General features: G+C 66.7%; 21 protein-coding genes and 1 pseudogene. 11 read left to right on the top strand and 11 right to left on the bottom strand.

The window, feature by feature from the left end; translation table 11 throughout:
* Positions 1-136 precede the first annotated feature (136 nt).
* Positions 137-1849, top strand: coding sequence for a bifunctional isocitrate dehydrogenase kinase/phosphatase (gene aceK / locus MIC98_RS00295; RefSeq protein ID WP_239734872.1), 1713 nt, complete (start codon positions 137-139; stop codon positions 1847-1849).
* Between the two features lie 146 nt (positions 1850-1995).
* Here the strand turns inward: aceK and MIC98_RS16985 are convergent, their stop codons facing one another.
* From MIC98_RS16985 to MIC98_RS00275, 5 genes are all read right to left on the bottom strand, one after another.
* Entirely contained in the window at positions 1996-2118 is a 123-nt protein-coding gene (locus MIC98_RS16985) for a hypothetical protein (protein WP_275584454.1), read from the bottom strand.
* Between the two features lie 162 nt (positions 2119-2280).
* Positions 2281-3111 carry a hypothetical protein gene (locus tag MIC98_RS00290; RefSeq protein ID WP_239734871.1) on the bottom strand — a complete coding sequence of 277 codons (831 nt, stop codon included), beginning with the start codon at positions 3109-3111 and terminating at the stop codon, positions 2281-2283.
* Between the two features lie 20 nt (positions 3112-3131).
* Positions 3132-3293 carry a hypothetical protein gene (locus MIC98_RS00285; RefSeq protein ID WP_239734870.1) on the bottom strand — a complete coding sequence of 54 codons (162 nt, stop codon included), beginning with the start codon at positions 3291-3293 and terminating at the stop codon, positions 3132-3134.
* Positions 3294-3323: 30 nt separating this feature from the next.
* Positions 3324-3758: a hypothetical protein gene (locus MIC98_RS00280; protein ID WP_239734869.1), complete on the bottom strand. Its 435-nt coding sequence runs from the start codon at positions 3756-3758 to the stop codon at positions 3324-3326.
* 49 nt (positions 3759-3807) lie between these two features.
* On the bottom strand, positions 3808-4155 hold the full coding sequence (locus MIC98_RS00275) for a hypothetical protein (protein ID WP_239734868.1): 348 nt from the start codon (positions 4153-4155) through the stop codon (positions 3808-3810).
* Positions 4156-4425: 270 nt separating this feature from the next.
* Here MIC98_RS00275 and MIC98_RS00270 point away from each other — a divergent pair, with 270 nt between their 5' ends.
* Positions 4426-4794, top strand: coding sequence for a helix-turn-helix transcriptional regulator (locus MIC98_RS00270; protein WP_232528955.1), 369 nt, complete (start codon positions 4426-4428; stop codon positions 4792-4794).
* On the opposite strand, the gene MIC98_RS00265 is transcribed toward MIC98_RS00270, so the two are convergent.
* From MIC98_RS00265 to trxA, 4 genes are all read right to left on the bottom strand, one after another.
* Positions 4784-5299: a recombinase family protein gene (locus MIC98_RS00265; RefSeq protein WP_239734867.1), complete on the bottom strand. Its 516-nt coding sequence runs from the start codon at positions 5297-5299 to the stop codon at positions 4784-4786. The two genes, MIC98_RS00270 and MIC98_RS00265, sit on opposite strands and share 11 nt — an antisense overlap.
* Before the next feature lie 21 nt (positions 5300-5320).
* Positions 5321-6477 (bottom strand): IS3 family transposase gene (locus MIC98_RS00260; RefSeq protein ID WP_239734866.1). Its coding sequence is split into 2 segments (ribosomal slippage): positions 5321-6237 and positions 6237-6477, totalling 1158 coding nucleotides; the frame shifts between segments, so codons are not numbered across the junction.
* A gap of 395 nt (positions 6478-6872) precedes the next feature.
* A complete protein-coding gene (rho, locus tag MIC98_RS00255; RefSeq protein ID WP_057641493.1) occupies positions 6873-8609 on the bottom strand; it encodes a transcription termination factor Rho in 1737 nt (578 codons plus the stop codon).
* Between the two features lie 221 nt (positions 8610-8830).
* Entirely contained in the window at positions 8831-9160 is a 330-nt protein-coding gene (gene trxA / locus MIC98_RS00250) for a thioredoxin TrxA (RefSeq protein ID WP_057641494.1), read from the bottom strand.
* A gap of 199 nt (positions 9161-9359) precedes the next feature.
* Between trxA and rhlB the strand changes: the two genes are divergently transcribed.
* From rhlB to MIC98_RS00215, 7 genes are all read left to right on the top strand, one after another.
* Positions 9360-11039 carry an ATP-dependent RNA helicase RhlB gene (gene rhlB / locus MIC98_RS00245; protein WP_239734854.1) on the top strand — a complete coding sequence of 560 codons (1680 nt, stop codon included), beginning with the start codon at positions 9360-9362 and terminating at the stop codon, positions 11037-11039.
* Positions 11040-11303: 264 nt separating this feature from the next.
* Positions 11304-11990 carry an ATP-binding cassette domain-containing protein gene (locus MIC98_RS00240; RefSeq protein ID WP_057641495.1) on the top strand — a complete coding sequence of 229 codons (687 nt, stop codon included), beginning with the start codon at positions 11304-11306 and terminating at the stop codon, positions 11988-11990.
* 14 nt (positions 11991-12004) lie between these two features.
* Positions 12005-12946: a permease-like cell division protein FtsX gene (ftsX, locus tag MIC98_RS00235; protein ID WP_239734853.1), complete on the top strand. Its 942-nt coding sequence runs from the start codon at positions 12005-12007 to the stop codon at positions 12944-12946.
* Positions 12947-12953: 7 nt separating this feature from the next.
* Entirely contained in the window at positions 12954-13796 is an 843-nt protein-coding gene (locus MIC98_RS00230) for a response regulator (RefSeq protein WP_239734852.1), read from the top strand.
* The gene (gene ung, locus MIC98_RS00225; RefSeq protein ID WP_057641498.1) at positions 13793-14530 is read left to right on the top strand and encodes a uracil-DNA glycosylase; all 738 of its coding nucleotides are present in this window, start codon (positions 13793-13795) and stop codon (positions 14528-14530) included. Before MIC98_RS00230 ends, ung begins: the two co-directional genes overlap by 4 nt.
* Positions 14531-14713: 183 nt before the next feature.
* A complete protein-coding gene (rpoH, locus tag MIC98_RS00220) occupies positions 14714-15589 on the top strand; it encodes an RNA polymerase sigma factor RpoH (protein ID WP_057641499.1) in 876 nt (291 codons plus the stop codon).
* A 95-nt stretch (positions 15590-15684) separates the two neighbouring features.
* Positions 15685-16086, top strand: coding sequence for a GFA family protein (locus MIC98_RS00215; RefSeq protein ID WP_239734851.1), 402 nt, complete (start codon positions 15685-15687; stop codon positions 16084-16086).
* A 6-nt stretch (positions 16087-16092) separates the two neighbouring features.
* On the opposite strand, the gene MIC98_RS00210 is transcribed toward MIC98_RS00215, so the two are convergent.
* Positions 16093-17388: an NAD(P)/FAD-dependent oxidoreductase gene (locus MIC98_RS00210; protein ID WP_057641501.1), complete on the bottom strand. Its 1296-nt coding sequence runs from the start codon at positions 17386-17388 to the stop codon at positions 16093-16095.
* A 133-nt stretch (positions 17389-17521) separates the two neighbouring features.
* Between MIC98_RS00210 and MIC98_RS00205 the strand changes: the two genes are divergently transcribed.
* Positions 17522-18343 carry an NYN domain-containing protein gene (locus MIC98_RS00205; protein ID WP_239734850.1) on the top strand — a complete coding sequence of 274 codons (822 nt, stop codon included), beginning with the start codon at positions 17522-17524 and terminating at the stop codon, positions 18341-18343.
* A 62-nt stretch (positions 18344-18405) separates the two neighbouring features.
* A complete protein-coding gene (locus MIC98_RS00200; protein WP_239734849.1) occupies positions 18406-19026 on the top strand; it encodes a glutathione S-transferase in 621 nt (206 codons plus the stop codon).
* Positions 19027-19260: 234 nt separating this feature from the next.
* Here the strand turns inward: MIC98_RS00200 and MIC98_RS00195 are convergent.
* Positions 19261-21182 (bottom strand): annotated as a pseudogene (locus tag MIC98_RS00195) (TonB-dependent receptor); the annotation flags it as partial.

Genomic DNA, 21182 nt, shown 5'->3' with positions numbered 1-21182 from the left:
CGAGGGGAGAAGGGAAAAGCTGCGAGTCAGTTTCGATTAGGAACCCGCATTGCCCCCGCGATGCGGGTTTTCATTTGAGGCATGAGTTGGCCCCGGTGCGGTAGGGTGAAACCCGGCCCGACTCCCCGCATTGCCGATGCCCACCGACCTCGCCCACGCCATCGCCACCTGCATCCGCGACGGTTTCCTGGACTACCACGCCCGCTTCGCCGCGGTCACCCGCCGCGCGCGGCAACGCTTCGAACAACGCGACTGGACGGCGGCGCGCGACGATGCGGTCGAGCGCATCGAACTCTATGACCTGTGCATCGGCGAGTGCATGGCCCGCTTGCAGGCCATTGCCGGCGGTGCACCCAGCCGCGCGTTGTGGGTGCAAGTGCGCGCCACCTTCGCCACGCTGGTCGAAGGGCTGATCGACGGCGAACTGCACAAGACCTTCTACAACACCCTGACCCGGCGCCTGTTCGCCACCCGTGGCGTCGATGACGCCATCGAGTTCATGGCGATCGAGATCGAGCCGTCCGACGCCATCACCCACCCGGTCGCGCGCCACGTCTATACCGTGTCCGAGGCGCGCCCGGCCGATGCCTTCGAGCGCATGCTGGCCGACTACCGCTTCGACGTGCCATATCTGCACCGCCTGCGCTGCGCCGCCGCCATTGCGGTACGCCTGCAGGACGACCTCGCGCACTGGGGACCGCATCCGGTACGCGCGATCGAGTTGCTGGAAACCGTGTTCTACCGCGAGCGCCGCGCTTATCTGGTCGGCCGCGTGTTCGGCGAGCATCGCTTCTCGCCGTGCGTGATCGCGCTGGTCAACGATGGCGATGGCTTGCGCGCCGAAGCAGTGCTGAGCCGCCGCCGCGATGTGGCGCATCTGTTCGGCGTTTCGCGCAGCTATTTCCAGGCCGATCTGCCCACCGTGGCCGACGCGGTGGTATTCCTGCGCAGCCTGCTGCCGGGCAAGCCGGTCGATGAAATCTACACTGTGCTCGGACGTGCCAAGCAGGGCAAGACCGAGCGCTACCGCACCTTTTTCCGCCATTTCCAGCAACAGCCGAACGAGCGGCTGGTGCAGGCCGAGGGCACGACGGGCATGGTGATGGCGGTGTTCACCCTGCCCAGCTACCCGCTGGTGTTCAAGCTGATCCGCGATCATTTCGCATGGCCGAAAACCATGAGCCGGCAGGACGTGGAAGACCGCTACGCGCTGGTGTTCAACCTTGACCGCATCGGCCGCCTGCTCGACGCGCAACCCTACCGCCACCTGCGTTTTCCGCTGGCGCGCTTCGCCCCGGATCTGCGTGAGGAATTGCTGGAGAGTTGCGCGCGCAGCGTGCATGTCGAAGGCGACGATCTTGTGATTTCGCTGTGCTACGTGCAGCGCCGCTTCCGCCCGTTGAACCTTTACCTGCGCGAACAGACCGCCGGGGCCGCGCGTGCGGCGGCGCTGGACTATGCGCAGGCCATTGCCGACATGGCACGCAACGACATTTTTCCCGGCGACATGCTGCTGAAGAACTTCGGCATTTCGCGCCACGGTCGTGCAGTGTTCTACGACTACGACGAGCTGTGCCGGGTCAGCGATTGCAACTTCCGCGACTGGCCGCAGCCGCGCGATGCCGAAGAAGCGATGGCCGCCGAACCGTGGTTCCACGTAGCGCCGAACGATGTGTTTCCCGAACGCTTCGGGTGGTTCATGGGCCTGCCGAAACCGCTGCTGGAAGCGGTGCGCGAAGCCCACGGCGAACTGTTCGACCCGCATTGGTGGCGCGACCTGCAGGCCGCCTTCGCGCGTGGCGAGTTTCCCGACAATCCGCCATATCCGCGCGCGCTGCGCCTGGCGTGACGCGGATGACCTCCGTAGGAGCGCACCTTGGTGCGCGATGGGGCCTTCCCAATAAAGCTTCATCGCGCACCAAGGTGCGCTCCTACAGGACGGGAACGAGAAAGCCCGGCATCGCCGGGCTTTCTCGTATCGAATGGCGCAGGAAATCAGCGCTTCATCGAATTGAAGAACTCGTCGTTGGACTTGGTGCTCTTCATCTTGTCGAGCAGGAACCCTATTGCGACGATTTCCACCATCGGGTGCGGGTGAGCTTCTTCGAGGATTTGCATCTTCCCAGACAGTCAAAAACCCTGTTTTTACGGTGTTCTACGATAGTTGAAGGTGTTCATTGCCTACGGCCAGAGCGATTGGTAGCGCACGGGGAACATAGGCTTGGTGGTCAATGTCGGAGTGCAAAGTCTGGGGGCAGGGAGGGGGTAGGCTCTATACGGTCAGTTCTCCAGAACAAACCGTCCACCGCTATACCGCCAAGCCTTCTTTGCCGGAAGGCTGCGGACCTTGACAGCACCGCCTGCCCCGTCGAGGTAGTAGTTGCTGCCATTCCTGTTGACATATCCGGGCAGAGTGGCAGCGCTGACATCCCACCATTGCTGACCGTCGAAGCGCTCCACGGTCAGGAACGGCGTGCCGGCATTGTTCTCGGTGTACATGACTAGCGTGTCGGTCGAACCGGGCGGCAGGAACATCTGCGTGCTGGCATCCAACTCCGCAAGGCCACTGGCGGCATCCACACGCACGAAGTCCGATACTGACAGGCTGGCGTGGTCGGGGTGCACCTTCAGGGCCGCGATAGCATCGTAGATGCTCTTGAAGCCCGCAGAGACCACCGGCTCCTTGTTGTCGCAATCCGAAGTCAGCGGCGACGTGGTTCGCTTGGCTTTCACGTCCGCCAGACGGGCTTCCAGTCGCTCATCGTACATTTCGTCTTCGGGCAGCACTCGCAAGCCCGACAGGACCATGGCCGCCTCGCCCTTGGCGTTGTAACCGCATCCGGCCCGATGCGGCCCTTGGGCAATGCCAAGCAGCTTTGCACCCTCGGCGGGATTGGACACGCACAGGGCACCGACGAACTGGCGTAGCTGGGGATTCCGTGCGGTAGATGCGGCATCCAGCCGGAAGCAAAGGCTTACCCCTTCATCCGTCTCCTTCTGCGATGCGTCGCGGTACTCCCATTGCCCACTGACCACCAGCGGGGTGACTTGGGCTTGCGATGCCAGCGGACACAGCGCCAAAGCCGTCACCAATACAATTCGATTCAACATATTTTCGTCCTTGTGTCAGCTCAATTCGAGTACGGCAGGCGATAGACGGACTGCGCCTTGTAACCGGGGTTCTGAGCTTCGGCGGTACGTCGGGCTTGGTCCGGGGTGCTGGCGTGGACCGTCACCACGAACGTGCCGCTGCCGCCACTGGGACGGCCCATCTTCACTTCATACGTAGCCATTGCGGTTCGCCTTCATCCTTGCTGGATTGGTCATAGGGATAGAACGGACGTGATGTCCTTTGCCTTCGGGTCGGAGACCAGTTCGCGCATCCGACTGTAAGGTGGAATGCTGTCCCTCACGTCAACACAGACCAGCGTTGCAGCCCCCTCTTCATAGAAGACGGTCGCGATTCGCTCCTCGCTTGGCTGCATCGTGGTACCCCATAGCGCATGCACGCGTTTTGAACTCCCCACCATGCGCCCCTGTGTATCGAAACCAGCGCACTCCATGTTCGCTTCACGCAGTCCGTTGAGGTAGTTCCTCATTACGCAGTTGTAGCTGATGGGGCCACGCCGCTCGCATGAAACAGGTCGAACGTAGCCGAATGACACCAGCTCACTGGGGCCGGCCATAGAGGCGAGCTGGTCGCAACCGGCTAGCGAGAACAGAACGATGGCAATGCAAAGCGAGCGGAAGGCGCGCATGAGGCTCCTCATTGGATGTTGTAAGGGAAATGCCGGTTGCCAGCGCCACTCAGCGCCGTTGCAGGTCGGCTTCGCAATTGGGGCAGGAATGGATGTCCCGGCTGCCCGAGAGCGCCAGAGCGCTTGCCAAGCCGCCCACGATGACAGCGGCCATCATCCCGATACCGCCAAACAGGACAGAGGCAATGCTGGCCGCAATCGCGGCCAGCAGGATGCTTCCCCACCAAGTGGCATACCAAGGTTTGATGCGCGCTTTGATGCCCATCGGACCTACGTAGCCGCATTCGAGGCAGGTGATGCGCTCCGCGTGCTGGTGGTACTTCTTCAAGTTCTGCCGGATGTGCTCGGGCAGGACCTCGGGCGGAGTGGAAGTTCCACTAGGCTCGTTCTGACTCATCTATGTCCCCTGTAGTTCGCAATTCCATGCAACGCGCCATAGGCGCGACCGACTAACTCACTTGCACCTTAAAACCAGCCGACCACCCTCAAAACCTTGCTGGGCAAGGCTTTCAGGGCAAGCGTCAGCACCCGTTCCTGCGAGAACAAACAAGTCGCCGGACGGCATTCCGGCCAGTCTAGATTCTCCGCACTTAGCGAGTATGGAATTTCATAACCAATAGAGTCAAGGCACGCCGAACGACACGAGTGCGGAAGCTCCATATTTTTGATGGCCCAGAATTCGCGGGCCATCGGCATGAAAGGCTTTGGTGACAGACTGCGCGAAGCGCGAACTGCGGCCGGCATGACGCAGGAACAACTTGGCTTCGCCTTGGGAGTCACGAAGGCGTCAATTTCGGCATGGGAGAACGGGCGCGAAACCCCAAGCTTCCGAGTGCTGCCGGAGCTACGGAATGCGCTGAAGCGCTCGCTTGACGAGCTTATTTGTGGGGTCGGTGCCACCAGCGCCGCCAAGCCCCACGACGGAGATGCGGCCGAACTGAGGGCTGGCAGCGTTCATGAGCGAACGCTACTGGTTCGCTTCAGGGCACTTCCTGCGAAGAAGCGCGAAGCCTTCTTGGAGATGCTCAAACCGTAGCGCTGGGCTGCAACGCCCTATACACGCTACTACGGCTGATTCCGAAGCGCTCCTGAAGTTGTCCGATGCTAAAGTTCTCTTCCGCACGCATCTTGCGGATGCGCTCCTCCTGAGCATCGGTCAACGCCTTCCTGCGACCGAACTTGACGCCCTTCCGCTTTGCCAGCGCGATGCCGTCAGCTTGGCGTTCAGCACGAATGTCTGCCTCAAACTCAGCGAACGCACCCAGCAGGTTGAACATCAACTTCCCTTCGGAGGTCGATGTGTCCAGTCCTTGGTCCAGCACCTGCAAGCTGACGCCCTTCCGCCTCAGTAGGTCGGCAATCTTCGCCAAATCGATGACGCTCCTTGCGATACGGTCGAGGCGGCTCACGACCAGCACATCCCCCTCCCGGACGTACTCAAGGGCCGCCTGAAGCTCCGGGCGGTTGTCTGCCTGCCTGCCCGAGCGCTTCTCCCGGTACACCTTGGTGCAGCCAGCCTTTGCCAGCTTCTCAAGCTGCACATCCAGCGACTGCCCCGGGTTCTACCCCGAAATCACGGACGGTTGTGAAAGAGCTTGGAACTCCCGATCGCGCCTGGCGACTCTTCGCCGCATCCTCGGGTTATGGAACCGCTCGACGTATTCGAACACATCAGTCTTCGCTGCATCGAGTGTCAGGTACTTCGTGCGGTAGATCCGCTCGCGCTTGAGCACGCCGAAAAACCCTTCGCAGGCCGCGTTGTCGCCGCAGTGTCCCACCGCGCTCATCGAACAGACCAGGCCGTTTCTCGACAGATACCGCTGGTAGTCGCCGCTTCGGAATTGACTGCCGCGATCGGAATGCAGGATCACCGGCTCCGCGCCTTGCCGCTGCCATACCGCCATCTGCACCGCCCGGATCACCATGTGCCGGTCCTGCCTGTGGTGCATCGACCAACCCACCACGCGCTGGTCGAACAAATCCAGCACGATGCATAGATACAGCTTGCCTTGTCCTGTTTTGATCTCAGTGATGTCGGTGACCCATTTGGTCTCCGGCTCCAGTGCGGTGAAGTCCCGCTCCAGCAGGTTGCGCACGCCCGGAGGCGTGAGCGCCGGCCGTCCGCGCTGACCGCGCCGCTTCGGGCGCGGCCAGCCCTGCAAACCCTCGGCCGCCATCAGTCGCGCCACGCGGTTCAAGCTGGCCGACTCGCCCTGATCGACCAGGTCTTCGTGCATGCGACCGGCGCCGAGAGTGCCACGGCTGTCCTCGTGCATCTCGCGGATTCGCGCGGCCAGGCGCTGGTTGTCGCGCTGTCGGGCGCTGGGCAGTCGCTGGCTCCAGTCGTAGTAACCGCTGGCCGACACCTTCAGGCAGCGGCACATCAGTCGAACCGGAAACGCGTCGCGGCAACGTTCGATCACCTGATACCTCAGGATGATCCCTTGGCAAAGAACGTCGCCGCTTCTCGCAAAAAATCCCGTTCCTTCCTCACCCGGGCCAGCTCGCGCTTGAGGCGGGCCAGCTCTTCGTCCCGGGGCGTCCCGCTGCCGCCGAAAGCCACCACCCCCTGGCTCTGGGCTTCCCGCTTCCAGCGGGTCAACAGGGTGTCGCGGATCCCCAACTCCCGAGCCACTTGGGCACAGCTCACACCCGGCTGGCTGGCCTGCTCAATAGCACCGCGCTTGAACTCGGCGCTGAACTTCCTTCGCTTCGACATGAACACTCCTCAGGCCTCGATCGGCCTTCTCGTAAGTGTCCGTGAAAACGGGGGTGAACCCGGCGCGGACTTGGGCGAGGGCCAGCCACTTTCGCCGGTTCGCTTCGTCAAGGTCGCGGGTATGCAGGGCACGTCGGATGTGCGTGTTCCCGACCCTGCCGCGTAGCGCGGCAGGTACCTTGATACGGATGTACCAAGACTGGCCTAGCTGCTGTAGGTAATGTCTCTTGCCCAATCCCCTGTCCTCGCGGTCAAGGGGTCCTTGAGCTGTCTGGTGGTCAAGGTTGGTGGTCAAACCCGGTGGTCAGACCGCCAATCCCGGCGCATTACTATCCCGATACGAATAGGGCCTCCGGTTGTCCGAAGGCCCTGTTTTTCAAGCGTTTTCCGATGGATTACCGCTTCATCGAATTGAAGAACTCGTCGTTGGACTTGGTGCTCTTCATCTTGTCGAGCAGGAACTCCATCGCCGCGATCTCGTCCATCGGGTGCAGCAGTTTGCGCAGGATCCAGATCTTCTGCAGCAGTTCCGGCTCGATCAGCAGGTCCTCGCGGCGGGTGCCGGAGCGGTTGATGTCGATGGCCGGGTAGACGCGCTTCTCGGTGATGCGGCGGTTCAGGTGCACTTCGCTGTTGCCGGTGCCCTTGAATTCCTCGTAGATCACCTCGTCCATCTTGCTGCCGGTTTCGACCAGCGCGGTGGCGATGATGGTCAGCGAGCCGCCTTCCTCGACGTTGCGCGCCGCGCCGAAGAAGCGCTTCGGGCGGTGCAGGGCGTTGGCGTCGACGCCGCCGGTCAGCACCTTGCCCGAGGACGGCACCACGTTGTTGTAGGCGCGCGCCAGGCGGGTGATCGAGTCGAGCAGGATCACCACGTCCTTCTTGTGCTCGACCAGGCGCTTGGCGCGCTCGATCACCATTTCGGCGACCTGCACGTGGCGCGCGGCCGGTTCGTCGAAGGTGGAGCTGACCACTTCGCCGCGCACGGTGCGCTGCATCTCGGTCACTTCCTCCGGGCGCTCGTCCACCAGCAGCACGATCAGGTGCACGTCCGGGTGGTTGTAGGTGATGGCGCTGGCGATCTGCTGCATCATCATCGTCTTGCCCGCCTTGGGCGGGGAGACGATCAGCGCGCGCTGGCCCTTGCCCTGCGGCGCCATCAGATCGAGGATGCGGCCGGTGATGTCCTCGGTGGAGCCGTCGCCGCGCTCCAGGCGGAAGCGCTTGCGCGGGAACAGCGGGGTCAGGTTCTCGAACAGCACCTTGTTCTTCGACGCTTCGATCGGTTCACCGTTGATGGTGTCCACGATGTTCAGTGCGAAGTAGCGCTCGCCGTCCTTGGGGAAGCGGATGCGGCCGGCGATGTGGTCGCCGGTGCGCAGGTTGAAGCGGCGGATCTGGCTGGGCGAGATGTAGGTGTCGTCCGGGCCGGCCAGGTAGCTGGCCTCGGCCGCGCGCAGGAAGCCGAAGCCGTCCGGCAGGATCTCCAGCACGCCGTCGGCGGCCACGCCCTCGCCGTGGCGGGTCAGCACCTTCAGCAGCGCGAAGATCACGTCCTGCTTGCGCGCGCGCGCCACGCCCTCGTGGATGCTCAGCTGCTCGGCGATTTCCAGCAGCTTGTGCGCCGGCATCCGCTTCAGGTCGCTGAGCGAGTAGACCGGGAAGCCTTCGGGTACGTTCGGATGCGGGCGCGGCACGAAGGTCTCGTTGCCGTTGTCGCTGGGCAGGCCGTCGTCGCGGAAACGATCGCGGTTGCGGTCGCGGCGGTTGCGGAAGCGGTCGCGGCGGTTGCCCTGGCCTTGGCCCTGCGGGTTCTGCTGGCCTTGGCGCGGGTGGTTGTTGCCGTCGTTGCGCGGCTCGCCATTGTCCTGCCCGCCCTGGGCGGCGGCAGGCGCGGGCGAACGTTCGCCGGCATCGGTGTTCGGGGCGGCAGCCGGAGCGGCGGGCGCGTCTTCACGGGGTGCGGCGGGAGCCGGCGGCGTGGCCGGCAGCGGCAGCGCGGACTGGGCCGGCGCCGCGGCGGGAGCGGTGTCGCTGGTTTCGACGGCGGCCTTGGCGGCGCGCGGCTTGCGCACGCGCTTTTCGACGGGCGCGTCGGTGCTCCCGGTTTCGGAAGGAGTGTTCTCGGACAAGTGTTGATTCCTCTCGCTGATACGTGCGAGCGCCCTGTGCGGGCGGCGAACTGGTGGGAATGGGCCGGACGAGAACCCGGCCGGAGGGTGCGGCAGGCGAATGCTGCCGGACGAGCGACACTAACACCGCCGCGCGCAACGGCGCAAGGTGCCGGGAAACGCCTGTTGGGCCACGGTATGGCTGGCCCGGGGCCGGCGGCCGTGGCCGCCGGCGGGGAAGGTCAGGCCAGCGCCTTGTCGACCATCTGGCTCAGCTGGCCCTTGCCGACGGCGCCGATCTGGGTGGCCTGGATCTGGCCATCCTTGAACAGCAGCAGCATCGGGATCGAGCGCACGTGGTACTTGACCGCGGTGGCGCGGTTTTCGTCGACGTTGAGCTTGGCGATCTTCAATTTGCCGTCGTAGGCGTCGGCCAGCTCGTCGAGCACCGGGGAAATCATCTTGCACGGGCCGCACCATTCGGCCCAGAAGTCCACCAGCACCGGGGTGTCGGACTGCAGCACGGCGGCGTCGAAATCGGCATCGCCGACGTGTAGAACCTTGTCACTCACTTGATGAGTCTCCTGGGGCAATGCGACGGCCCATGCCGGGTTGGCCGCTGCATTGCGCTAAACTGGGGCATTGCGCGGACAGAAGGCCATCGCCTTGGCGTCGCGCGACCCGGCGCAGGGGCCGCAGTGTGCGACGGTGCCCGTATCGATGCAAGCCGCCTGGCCGCTCCCGGCCAGCCGGCACTACCAAGACTGGACGATGAGCGACAAACCGCTGACTGATGTGACTTTTTCCTCCTTCGAACTGCAACCGGCGCTGCTGGCCGGGCTGGAAGGAGCCGGATTCACCCGCTGTACCCCGATCCAGGCGTTGACCCTGCCGGTGGCCTTGCCCGGCGGCGACGTCGCCGGCCAGGCGCAGACCGGCACCGGCAAGACGCTGGCGTTCCTGGTGGCGGTGATCAACCGCCTGATGAGCCGCCCGGCGCTGGCCGACCGCAAGCCGGAAGACCCGCGCGCGCTGATCCTGGCGCCGACCCGCGAGCTGGCCATCCAGATCCACAAGGACGCGGTGAAGTTCGCCTCCGACCTGGGCCTGCGCTTCGCGCTGGTCTATGGCGGCGTGGACTACGACAAGCAGCGCGAACTGCTGCAGCAGGGCGTGGACGTGATCATCGCCACCCCCGGCCGCCTGATCGACTACGTCAAGCAGCACAAGGTCGTCAGCCTGCACGCCTGCGAGGTCTGCGTGCTGGACGAGGCCGACCGCATGTTCGACCTGGGCTTCATCAAGGACATCCGCTTCCTGCTGCGGCGCATGCCCGAGCGCACCACCCGGCAGACGTTGTTGTTCAGCGCCACCCTCAGCCACCGCGTGCTGGAGCTGGCCTACGAGCACATGAACGAGCCGCAGAAGCTGGTGGTGGAAACCGACAACATCACCGCCGACCGCGTGCGCCAGCGCATCTACTTCCCCGCCGACGAGGAAAAGCTGCCGCTGCTGCTGGGCCTGCTGTCGCGCAGCGAAGGCGCGCGCACGATGATCTTCGTCAACACCAAGGTGTTCGTCGAGCGCGTGGCGCGGGCGCTGGAGCGCGCCGGCTACCGGGTCGGCGTGCTCTCCGGCGACGTGCCGCAGAAGAAGCGCGAGAGCCTGCTCAACCGCTTCCAGAAGGGCCAGCTGGAAATCCTGGTCGCCACCGACGTGGCCGCGCGCGGCCTGCACATCGACGGCATCAAGTACGTCTACAACTACGACCTGCCGTTCGACGCCGAGGACTACGTGCACCGCATCGGCCGCACCGCGCGGCTGGGCGAGGAAGGCGACGCGATCAGCTTCGCCTGCGAGCGCTATGCGATGGGCCTGCCGGACATCGAGGCCTACATCGAGCAGAAGATCCCGGTCGAGCAGGTCACCAGCGAGCTGCTGGTCGCGCTGCCGCGGCCGGAGCGTGCGCCGCTGCCGGAGGGCGAGGAAAACGAGAGCGTCGGCGCGATCTTCCGCGAGGCGCGCGAGCAGAAGGCCGCCGACGAGGCGCGCCGTGGCGGTGGCAGTGGTCGCGGCGGGCGTTCCGGCGGCGGGCATGGCGAGCGTCGCCGCGATGGCGGGGCGCGCAGTAGTGGTGAAGGCCGCGGCCGTGGCCCGCGCAAGCCGCGCGTGGAAGGCGAGGGCGCGCAGGCCAATGCCGCCGCAGCGCAGCCGCTGCAGCAGGCCAAGCCCGCTCAACAACCGCAGGCCGAAGGCGAGCGCGCACCGCGCAAGCGTCGTCGTCGTCGCCACGGCCGCCCGGTCGAGGGTGCCGAGGCCGCCGTGCAGGTGACCGCCAACGGCAGCCCGGTGCAGGTGCAGGCCAAGCCGATGCGCGCGTCCGGCAACGACAGCGATTCGTTCCTGACCCGCCTGGGCCGCAAGATCCGCCGCATGCTCGCGGGCGATTGATCGCGGCAGTGCCGGCCGCTGGCCGGCAACCTCGCATCACCCGACCTTCTCGCAGATGTCGGCCAGCGGCCGGCACTACCGCGTCGATTCTTGATGCGGCTCCCGGTGGGTGCCGACCGTTGGTCGGCACGCATCCATCCGCGCGCAACCGATCCCCGGCATGTTGCGCCGCCGCCCGACCAACGGTCGGGTGCCACCGGCGCGTGAAGCCGATCGCGCGCCGATGCGCCGCACCGCCGCCTTCGCCTCCGGCATAATCGGCGCATGAGCGTTCTGCGTTTCGACAATGTCAGCAAGCACTATGCGGGCGGCCACCAGGCGCTGGTGGACGTCAGCTTCGAGGTGGGCGCGGGCGAGATGCTGTTCGTCACCGGGCATTCCGGCGCCGGCAAGAGCACGCTGCTGAAACTGATCCACCTGAGCGAGCGCCCGACCCGCGGCGCGGTGCTGTTCGGCCAGCGCAACCTGCTCAAGGTGCGCGGCGGCAAGGTGGCGCTGCATCGGCGCGAGGTCGGCGCGGTCCACCAGGACCACCGCCTGCTGACCGACCGCAGCATCGGCGAGAACGTGGCGCTGCCGCTGATCCTGCGCGGTGACCGCCGCGGCGACGTCGGCAAGCGTGTGCGCTCGGTGCTCGAACGCATGGGCCTGGGCCACCGCGAGAAGGCGCTGCCCACGCAGCTGTCGGCCGGCGAGCAGCAGCGCGTCGGCATCGCCCGCGCCATCGTCGCCGAGCCGAAGCTGCTGGTCGCCGACGAGCCCACCGGCAACCTCGACCCCACGCTGGCCGCGGAGATCATGGCCCTGTTTGCCGAGTTGCCCGGCCGCGGCACCAGCGTGCTGGTGGTCAGCCACGACCTGCCGCTGCTCAAGCGCATGCGCAAGCGAGTGCTGATCCTCGACCACGGGCGGTTGGTCGACGACATCTCGCCGCAGGACCTGGCCGAATGAGCAGGAAGGAAGCAATGCCCCGGAATGGTGAAGCCGCCGCACCGTCGCGGCTGGGCGCGTGGTTCGCCCACCACCTGCACAGCGTGGTGTTCAGCCTCGGCCGCGCGCTGCGCAAGCCGTGGGCGACCGCGCTGACCGTGGCGGTGATGGCGCTGGCGCTGGCGCTGCCGCTGGGGCTGTCGATCGCGCTGGACAACCTCAAGGTATTCACCGGCAGCGTGCAGCAGTCGCGCGACATCAGCCTGTTCCTGAAACCGGCGATCGACGGCGCCACCGCGCAGGACCTGGCCGCCAGCCTGCGCGCGCGCGACGACGTCGCCGGAGTGGTGCTGCGCACCCCGGAAGAGGGCCTGGCCGAACTGCGCCAGAGCGCGGGGCTGGGCGAAGCCATCGATGCGCTCGGCGAGAATCCGCTGCCGAGCCTGCTGATCGTCACCCCGGCCGGCGATGACGACGCCGCACTCGCCAAGGCGCTGGAAGCCCTGCCGCAGGCCGACCTGGTGCAGCACGACGCCCTGTGGCGGCAGCGGCTGGATGCCTGGCTCGGCTTCGGCGCGCGGCTGGTGCAGGTGCTGTCGCTGCTGCTGGGGCTGGGCGCGGTGCTGGTGGTCGGCAATACCGTGCGCTTGGACATCCAGGCGCGGCGCGAGGAAATCGGCGTGCTGCAGCTGCTGGGCGCCAGCGACGGCTTCATCCGCCGCCCGTTCGTCTACCTCGGCGCGTGGTACGGGCTGGGCGCGGGCGTGCTGGCGCTGGCGCTGGTCGGCGCCTGCGGGCTGGCGCTGCGCGCGCCGCTGGCGGCGTTGTCGCGGAGCTACGGCAGCCCGTTCGTGCTGCATGGGCTGGATGCCCTGCATTCGGGTTTCGTGCTGCTGGGCACAGTGTTGCTGGGTTGGCTGGGGGCGTGGCTGGTGACCGGCCACTTCCTCAGGCAGACTCGCCCGACCGAAACCTGAGGCGCGCATGCCCACGCATGAACTCAAGCACCTGATCAGCGACGCCCCCCGGGTGATGGTGGTCGACGGCTCCAAGCTGGTGCGCAAGCTGATTTCCGACGTGCTGCAACGCGAGTTGCCGGACGTGGAAGTCGTCGGCTGCGCCAGCATCGAGGAGGCGCGCGAAGCGCTCGCCGCCGGGCCGGTGCACCTGGTCACCACCTCGCTGGCGCTGCCCGACGGCGATGGCCTGGCGCTGGCGCGCAGCGTGCGCGACGCCGCCGGGCAGGCCTACGTGCCGGTGATCGTGGTCTCCGCCGATGCCCAGCAGCACCTGGAGCAGCGCCGCTTCAACGAATACGTCACCGACTACTTCGACAAGGCGCTGGGCCACGAGGCGCTGGCCGCGTTCATCCGCGGCTACGTGCAGCCCGAGCCGATGCCCGGCGCCACCGTGCTCTACGTCGAGGACAGCCGCGTGGTCGCCGAGGCCACCAAGCGCATGCTCGAACGCCACGACCTGCACGTGGTGCACGTGCTCACCGCCGAGGACGCGTTCTCGCTGCTCACCGCCGAGTCGCTGGGTCGCACCGTGCGCCGCATCGACCTGGTGCTGACCGACGTTACCCTCAAGGGCGAGCTGAATGGCCGCGACGTGGTCGAGCGCGTGCGTATCGACTTCGGCTACGGCAAGCGCCGCCTGCCGGTGCTGGTGATGACCGGCGACAGCAACCCGCATAACCAGTCCGCGCTGTTGCAGGCCGGCGCCAACGACCTGGTGCAGAAGCCCATCGAGGAACGCCTGCTGGTGACCAAGGTGCTGTTCCAGCTGCGGCTGGCGCGCCTGTCGCAGCCGGCGGTGATGCTGTGAGCGGGGCGGCACCCAACATCCAGCTCGAACCGAGCTGGAAGGCCCACGTCGGCGACTGGCTGCTGCGCCCGGAAATGCGCGAACTGGCCGCCTTCCTGCGCCAGCGCAAGGCCGCCGGCGCGCGGGTGTTCCCGCCGGGGCCGCAGATCTTCGCCGCGTTCGACGCCACCCCGTTCGAGCAGGTCAAGGTGGTGGTGCTGGGGCAGGACCCCTATCACGGCTACGGCCAGGCGCATGGCCTGTGCTTCTCGGTGATGCCGGGCGTGCCGGTGCCGCCGTCGCTGCTGAACATCTACAAGGAGCTGGAGGACGACACCGGCGTGGTGCCGCCGTTCCGGCGCCCGGACCACGGCTGCCTGCTGCCGTGGGCGTGGCAGGGCGTGCTGCTGCTCAACGCGGTGCTGACGGTGGAGGAAGGCCGCGCCGGCGCGCACCAGGGCAAGGGCTGGGAGGGCTTTACCGACCATGTGGTCGACGTGCTCAACCGCGAGCGCGAAGGGTTGGTGTTCCTGCTGTGGGGCAGCTACGCCCAGCAGAAGGGCAAGGTCATCGACACCCGCCGCCACCGCGTGCTGAAGGCCCCGCACCCCTCGCCGCTGTCGGCGCACCGCGGTTTCTTCGGCTGCCGGCATTTCTCGCAGGCCAACGACTACCTGCAGCGCCACGGCCAGCCCCCGGTCGACTGGCGGCTGCCGCCGCGGGCGGAGCTGGAGGCCCGGCTCGCCGGAGCGTGAACCGGCTTGAATCCCGGTCATGCCGCCGCAACATCGCCTCTGATACGGTAGCGAAGTCGGGAAACCGAGGATGCTGTTGGTGTTTAAAATCCGGCCATTTGACGGAATTGACGACAAAAGCGGAACACTGGAACTTTTTCTATACCGGCCAGTCCAATAGCTTGGACTGCTAAGATGAGCCCCATGAACCCGAATACTTCTACTGCCCTTGTGGCAAACAATCTTCCGGTTCCCAGCGCGCTCGGCTCGCTGGATGCCTACATCGGCGCCGTGCACCGGATCCCGGTGCTGTCGGTGGACGACGAGCAGGACCTGGCGCGCCGCTTCCGCGATGAGCAGGACCTGGACGCCGCGCGCGAGCTGGTGCATTCGCACCTGCGCTTCGTCGTGCACGTGGCCCGCGGCTACAACGGCTATGGCCTGCAACTGGGCGATCTGATCCAGGAAGGCAACATCGGCCTGATGAAGGCGGTCAAGCGCTTCGACCCGGATATGGGCGTGCGCCTGGTGTCCTTCGCGGTGCACTGGATCCGTGCCGAGATGCACGAGTTCATCCTCAAGAACTGGCGCATCGTCAAGGTCGCCACCACCAAGGCGCAGCGCAAGCTGTTCTTCAACCTGCGCAAGTCCAAGACCCGGCTGGGCTGGATGAACGCGGCCGAGGTCAGCGCGGTGGCGAAGGACCTGAACGTCTCCGAGCGTGAGGTGATGGAGATGGAGTCGCGCCTGTCCGGCCGCGACGTCGGCTTCGACGCGCCCAGCGACGAGAGTGACGACCATGCGCCGCCGGCGCCGGCCGCCTACCTGGTCGCGCACGACGAAGACCCGTCGCAGGCCTACGAGCGTGCCGACAGCGAGGACAACCAGCTGCAGCTGCTGCGCGAGGGCCTGGCCAACCTCGACCAGCGTTCGCGCGACATCATCGCCCGCCGCTGGCTGGACGCCGACAGCAAGGTCACCCTGCAGGAGCTGGCCGACGAATACGGTGTGTCCGCCGAGCGCATCCGCCAGATCGAGGCCAATGCGCTGAAGAAGATGAAGGCACTGTTCACCGCCTGAGTCGCGGTGCCGGTGTTGCACGTCTGCTGGAAAGGCCCGGTCGTACCGGGCCTTTTCCGTTTCCGGGCACGATGCCCAGCCATAAGGGGAATGCCATGAAGGGAACCTGCCTGTGCGGCGCCATTGAAGTCACGGCCTCCGACCATGCCGACGTCGGCCTCTGCCATTGCGCGACGTGCCGGCGCTGGTCGGGCGGGCCGATGTTCGCGGTGCACTGCGGCAGCGATGTGCGCTTCGATGGCGCGCAGCCCAGCGCCTATCGTTCCTCGGACTGGGCCGAGCGCGGCTTCTGCCCGGCCTGCGGTACCCACCTGTTCTATCGGCTGTTGCCGACCGGCGAGTACATGCTGCCGGCCGGGTTGTTCCAGCAGCAGGAATTCCGGCTCGAAAGCCAGATATTCATCGACGAGAAGCCGGCGTTCTACGAACTGAGCAACGACACCGAAGTGCTGACCGGCCAGCAGGTGTTCGAGCGCTTCGCCTCCGGCAACGGCTGACGTCGTTCACTCCCGCGGCGGCGGATCGCCATCGTGCGGTTCGCCATCGGCATCGCCGAAGATGATCCGCGCGCCGCGCTGGTAGCTCCAGTAGGCGACCGCCCAGTTGAGCAGCACCACCAGCCGGTTGCGGAAGCCGATCAGGAAGAACACGTGCGCGGCCAGCCAGAACCACCAGGCCAGCAGGCCGGAGAGCTTCAGCCGACCCATGTGCACGATGGCGGCCATGCGCCCGATGGTCGCCAGGTTGCCCTGGTCGCGATAGCGGAACGGTGGCGGCGCCGGGTGCTGTTGCAGCCGCGCGCGGATCACCGCGGCCACGTACCTGCCCATCTGCTTGGCGGCCGGCGCCACGCCCGGCACCGGGCGGCCGTCGGCCTGCGCCAGCGCGGCCAGGTCGCCGGCGACGAAGACCTCGGGGTGGCCGGGCAGCGTCAGGTCCGGCTGCACCTGCACGCGGCCGGCGCGGTCCAGTGGCGTGTCCAGCGTGCGCGCCAGCGGCGAGGCGGCCACGCCGGCGGCCCAGACCACGGTGCGGGCAGGGACGAACCGCTCGCCGAGGTGGAAGCCCTCGGCGTCGATGGCGGTCACCGGCGCGCCGGCATGCACTTCCACGCCGAGCCGCTCCAGCTGCCGGCGCGCCTTCAGCGACAGCACCTCCGGGAAGCTGGACAGCACCCGCGGCCCGGCCTCGACCAGCCGCACCTTCGCCGAGGCCGGATCGATGTGGCGGAACTCGTTGCGCAGGGTGTGGCGCGCGATCTCGGCCAGGGTGCCGGCCAGCTCGACGCCGGTGGGGCCGCCGCCGACGATGGCGAAGCTGAGCCAGGCCGCCTTCTTCGCCGGGTCGGGTTCGGCCTCGGCCTTCTCGAAGGCCAGCAGCAGCCGGCGCCGCAGCGCCAGCGCATCGTCCAGCGTCTTCAGGCCGGGGGCGTGCGGCGCCCATTGGTCGTTGCCGAAATAGGCATGGGTGGCGCCGCTGGCGACCAGCAGCAGGTCGTAGTCCAGCGTGGTGCCGTCGCGCAGCCGCACCTGGCGTTGGTGCTTGTCGATGGCATCCACCTCGCCGAGCCTGACCTCGACGTTGCGCTGCCGGCCGAGGATGTGCCGCAATGGTGCGGCGATGTCCGGCGCCGACAGGCCGGCGGTGGCCACCTGGTACAGCAGCGGCTGGAACAGGTGGTGGTTGCGGCGGTCGACCAGGGTGATGCGCAGCTTCGCGTTGGCCAGCGCGCGGGTGGCCCGGAGGCCGGCGAAGCCGCCGCCGATGACCAGCAGGCGGGGAGGGCGGTCGTGGGGCATGCGGTACTCCGGTGGGGGCCGGCGGATGCCGGTTGGAGGGCGTGGACAACCGGCCGCCATCATCGCATGGGGTGCGCATGCTCGGGCCGATGGTCGATACTGGCTCCGAGCCGAATGCCGTGGAGGGAATGCCGTGTCCGATCCCGAAAAGCGTATCGCCCTGCTGATCGACGCCGACAATGCGCCGGCGGCGAAGATCGACGAGGTGCTGGCCGAGGTGGCGCGCTTCGGCGTGGCCAACGTGCGCCGCGCCTACGGCAACTGGAAGAGCCCGCGGCTGAAGGGCTGGGAGGCGGTGCTGCACGAATACGCGATCCGCCCGATCCAGCAGTTCGCCTATTCCAAGGGCAAGAACGCCTCGGACATGGCGATGGTGATCGACGCGATGGACCTGCTCTACGCGCGCAACCTCGATGGGTTCGCCATCGTCTCCAGCGACGCCGATTTCACCCCGCTGGTGATGCGGCTGCTGACCGACGGGGTGAAGGTCTACGGCTTCGGCGAGAAGAAGACGCCCGATCCCTTCGTCAACGCCTGCTCGCAGTTCACCTACCTGGAGGCGCTGGGGCAGGAGGATGCCGGCCGGGTAGCGGCGGATGCGGGGCAGCCGGGGCATGGCGAGGCCGCCGCGGATGCGCCTGCCGCGCCGGGCGGGGCGCAACCGCCGATCCAGCCGCGCCCGGGCAACGAATTGCGCGGCGACACCCGCCTGCTCAACCTGCTGCGCGGCGCGGTGGACGCGGCCGCCGACGAGCAGGGTTGGGCGGCATTGAGTGCGGTGGGCAACCAGATCGGCAACCGTGCCTCGTTCGATTCGCGCAACTACGGCTACCGCAAGCTCAGCGACCTGCTCGCGGCGATCGGCCTGTTCGAGTTGAAGAAGGACGACAAGTCCACGCAGGTACGGGTGTTGCCGAAGAAAGCCGCCAAGGCCGCCAAGGCGGGCGCGGCATGACGATGACGGCGGCCACTCCGGCGTATGGTGCGGGTCCTGCGTCGGTCACAACGGGAACCGGGATGCTGAAGATCTGGGGACGCCGCAATTCGAGCAACGTGCGCAAGGTGCTGTGGTGCGCCGAGGAAATCGGCCTGCCTTATGAGTCGATCGAGGTGGGCGGCGCGTTCGGCGGCACGCAGAGCGCCGACTACCGGGCGATGAACCCCAACGGGCTGGTGCCGGTGATCGAGGACCACGGCCTGCCGGTATGGGAATCCAACGCCATCGTCCGCTACCTGTCGGCGCGCTACGCGCTGGGCACGCTGTACCCGGAAGACCCGGCATTGCGCGCGCAGAGCGAGAAGTGGATGGACTGGACCATATCGAGCTTCGCCGTCGCCTTCCGCGACCTGTTCTGGGGCGTGGTGCGCACCGCACCGGCCGACCGCGACGCCGCGCGCATCGACGCGGCACTGGTGCGCTGCGGCGAGTTGCTGGCGCTGGCCGATGCCGAGCTGGAGCGGCAACCGTGGCTTTCCGGCGAGTCGTTCGCGATGGGCGACATCCCGCTGGGCGCCTTCGCCTATGCGTGGTTCGAGATGCCGATCCAGCGCCCGGACCTGCCGCACCTGGCCGGCTGGTATGCGCGCCTGCAGGTGCGCCCGGCTTACCGCAAGGGCGTGATGACGCCGCTGACCTGAGGCTTGCCGGAATGCCGTGGATGCGGGGCTTGCCCCGCATGATGCGCTCCCGGTGAAGCCCATGCGGGGCAAGCCCCGCATCTACGAGTAGGCCGGTGCCACGCCCCCGGCGATGCTTGCCCCCGTGTCGGGGGATAACCCGCTCCCACGAGCCATGAGTGGGCTGGTGCACAAACGACGACAGCCGCCTGTACCAGCGCGGCTGTCGACGTAGGCTGCCCCGAAGGGCAGGGGTCAGAACTTGTAGTTCAAGCCGAGGTAGACAACGCGACCGGCATAACCGTTGGAGTAGAAGCGGTTTTTGGTGTCGTTGCCCAGGTGGGTACGCGTCTCTTCCTTGGTCAGGTTCAACACCGAGGCGCTCAGGCTGAGCGCCGGGGTGACGTTGTAGGCGGCGTTCAGGTCGATCTGCTGGTAGGGCTCCTGGTAGAGGTTCAGGCCGCTGACCAGGCCCTGCACCACTTCGCCACGACGGTTCCACGAGGCACGCAGCAGCAGCTTCTCCACTTCGTAGAACACGGTAAAGTTGGCCTGGTTCTTGGCGCTGCCGACCAGCGGCGACTTGCCGATCTCGGTGCCGTCCTCGAGGGTGATGGCCGCTTCGTTGGTGTCGTTCCAGGTGTAGTTCGCCTGGAAGCCCAGGCCGAAATCCAGCGTGTGCTGGGCATAGAACTCCGCGCCCTGCGAAACCGCGTCGCGACCGCCGGCGGTGGTCGAGTAGTTCTGCACGACCACGGTTTCGCCACCGATGTCCTGCGTCACGTCCTGCACCACCGGCACCGAGAAGTTGCTGACGTCCTTGCGGAACAGGTCCAGGCCCACCACCGAGCCGGGGCGGAAGTACCACTCCAGGCCGATGTCGTACTGGGTGGCCTTGTAGGCCTCCAGGTTCTTGTTGCTGCCCGAGCCGTACCAGCCCTGTTCGCCGGCGCCGCCGGTCAGGCGGCGATCGTTGACGTATTCGGGGCTGAAGTATTCCAGGCTGCCCGGGGCGGCGATGTTGCCGTAGCTCGGGCGCGAGATCACCTTGGAGGCCGCCGCGCGCAGCAGCAGGTTCTCGCTCAGGTCATAGGCCAGGTTGAAGCTCGGCAGCACGTCGGTGTAGGTGCGCTCCAGGCTGCTGACCGCGAAGGTCTCCGGCCGGGCCACGCTGTCCGAAAGCCGCCAGTAGCCCTCGGTGCCGCAGTAGGTACGGTCGGGCGCGCCGCCCGGTACCGCATCGCCCGCCTGGCACGCCAGCGGATCGCCGTTGGCGTCGTCGTAGAAGTAGTCGTTGTAGAGGGTGACCTTGTCGGTGGAGTCGGCGTGCTGGCGGGTGCTGACCACGCGCACGCCGACGTTGCCGCGCAGGCGCTCGGTGCGGAAGTTGGCCTGCAGGTAGGTGGAGTAGATCTTTTCGTCGACGTTGTAGACGAAGTTGTCCTCGTTGCGGGTCTGCATCGGCCCGTAGGTCTTGTTCAGGTAGGCGATGTAGGCCGGGTAGTCGATGGCCGGGAACGCGCTGGCATTGATGCCGCCGGCCAGGTTGCCCATGCCGTACAGGAAGTCGGGCGAGAACTGCAGGGCCAGGTCGTTGCAGCCGCCGTTCCAATAGCGGTTTTCGTAGTCGCTCGGGTCGGTGCCCGGGCAGGCCCAGTAGCTGTTGCCGGTGCTGCGGTGGATGCCGCCATCGCGGTACTTGACGCCGAACTGGAACGACTCGAAGAAGCCGGCCTCGGTATGCCAGGTGGTGTCGATCTGGGCGTACTTCTGCTCGTTGGTGTTGCGGGTCCAGGACGAACCGGTGGAGCCGAGGTCGACCTGCAGGATGCCGTCCTTCAGGTTCTGCATCAGCTCCGGCGAGAACACCATCGACGGGGTGCCGTCAGGTCCCAGGAACTGGCCAGGTTGCCCAGGCTCCAGCTGCCGTCCGCATTCTGGCGACGCGGCTTGAGCGGCAGCGAGAACTGCAGCGAAGGACCGCCCTTGGCCCAGGTGCGCCCGCCCTTGAAGGCGACGTCGACCGACTCGCCGCGCCATTCGGCCGAAAAGTCGACGGTCTGCGACAGTGCCTTCTCGAGGTTGTAGCTGCCGGTGATCTGCGGGGTCCGGATGGTGCAGTCATCCGAGCCCCAACCGCCCGGCGCATGCCGGGCGTCGGCGGCCTCGTCCTCGCT

The organism is Stenotrophomonas sp. NLF4-10 (assembly GCF_022359915.1).
Taxonomy (GTDB): Bacteria; Pseudomonadota; Gammaproteobacteria; order Xanthomonadales; family Xanthomonadaceae; genus Stenotrophomonas; species Stenotrophomonas daejeonensis.
This window is presented reverse-complemented; position numbering and strand designations above follow the sequence as displayed.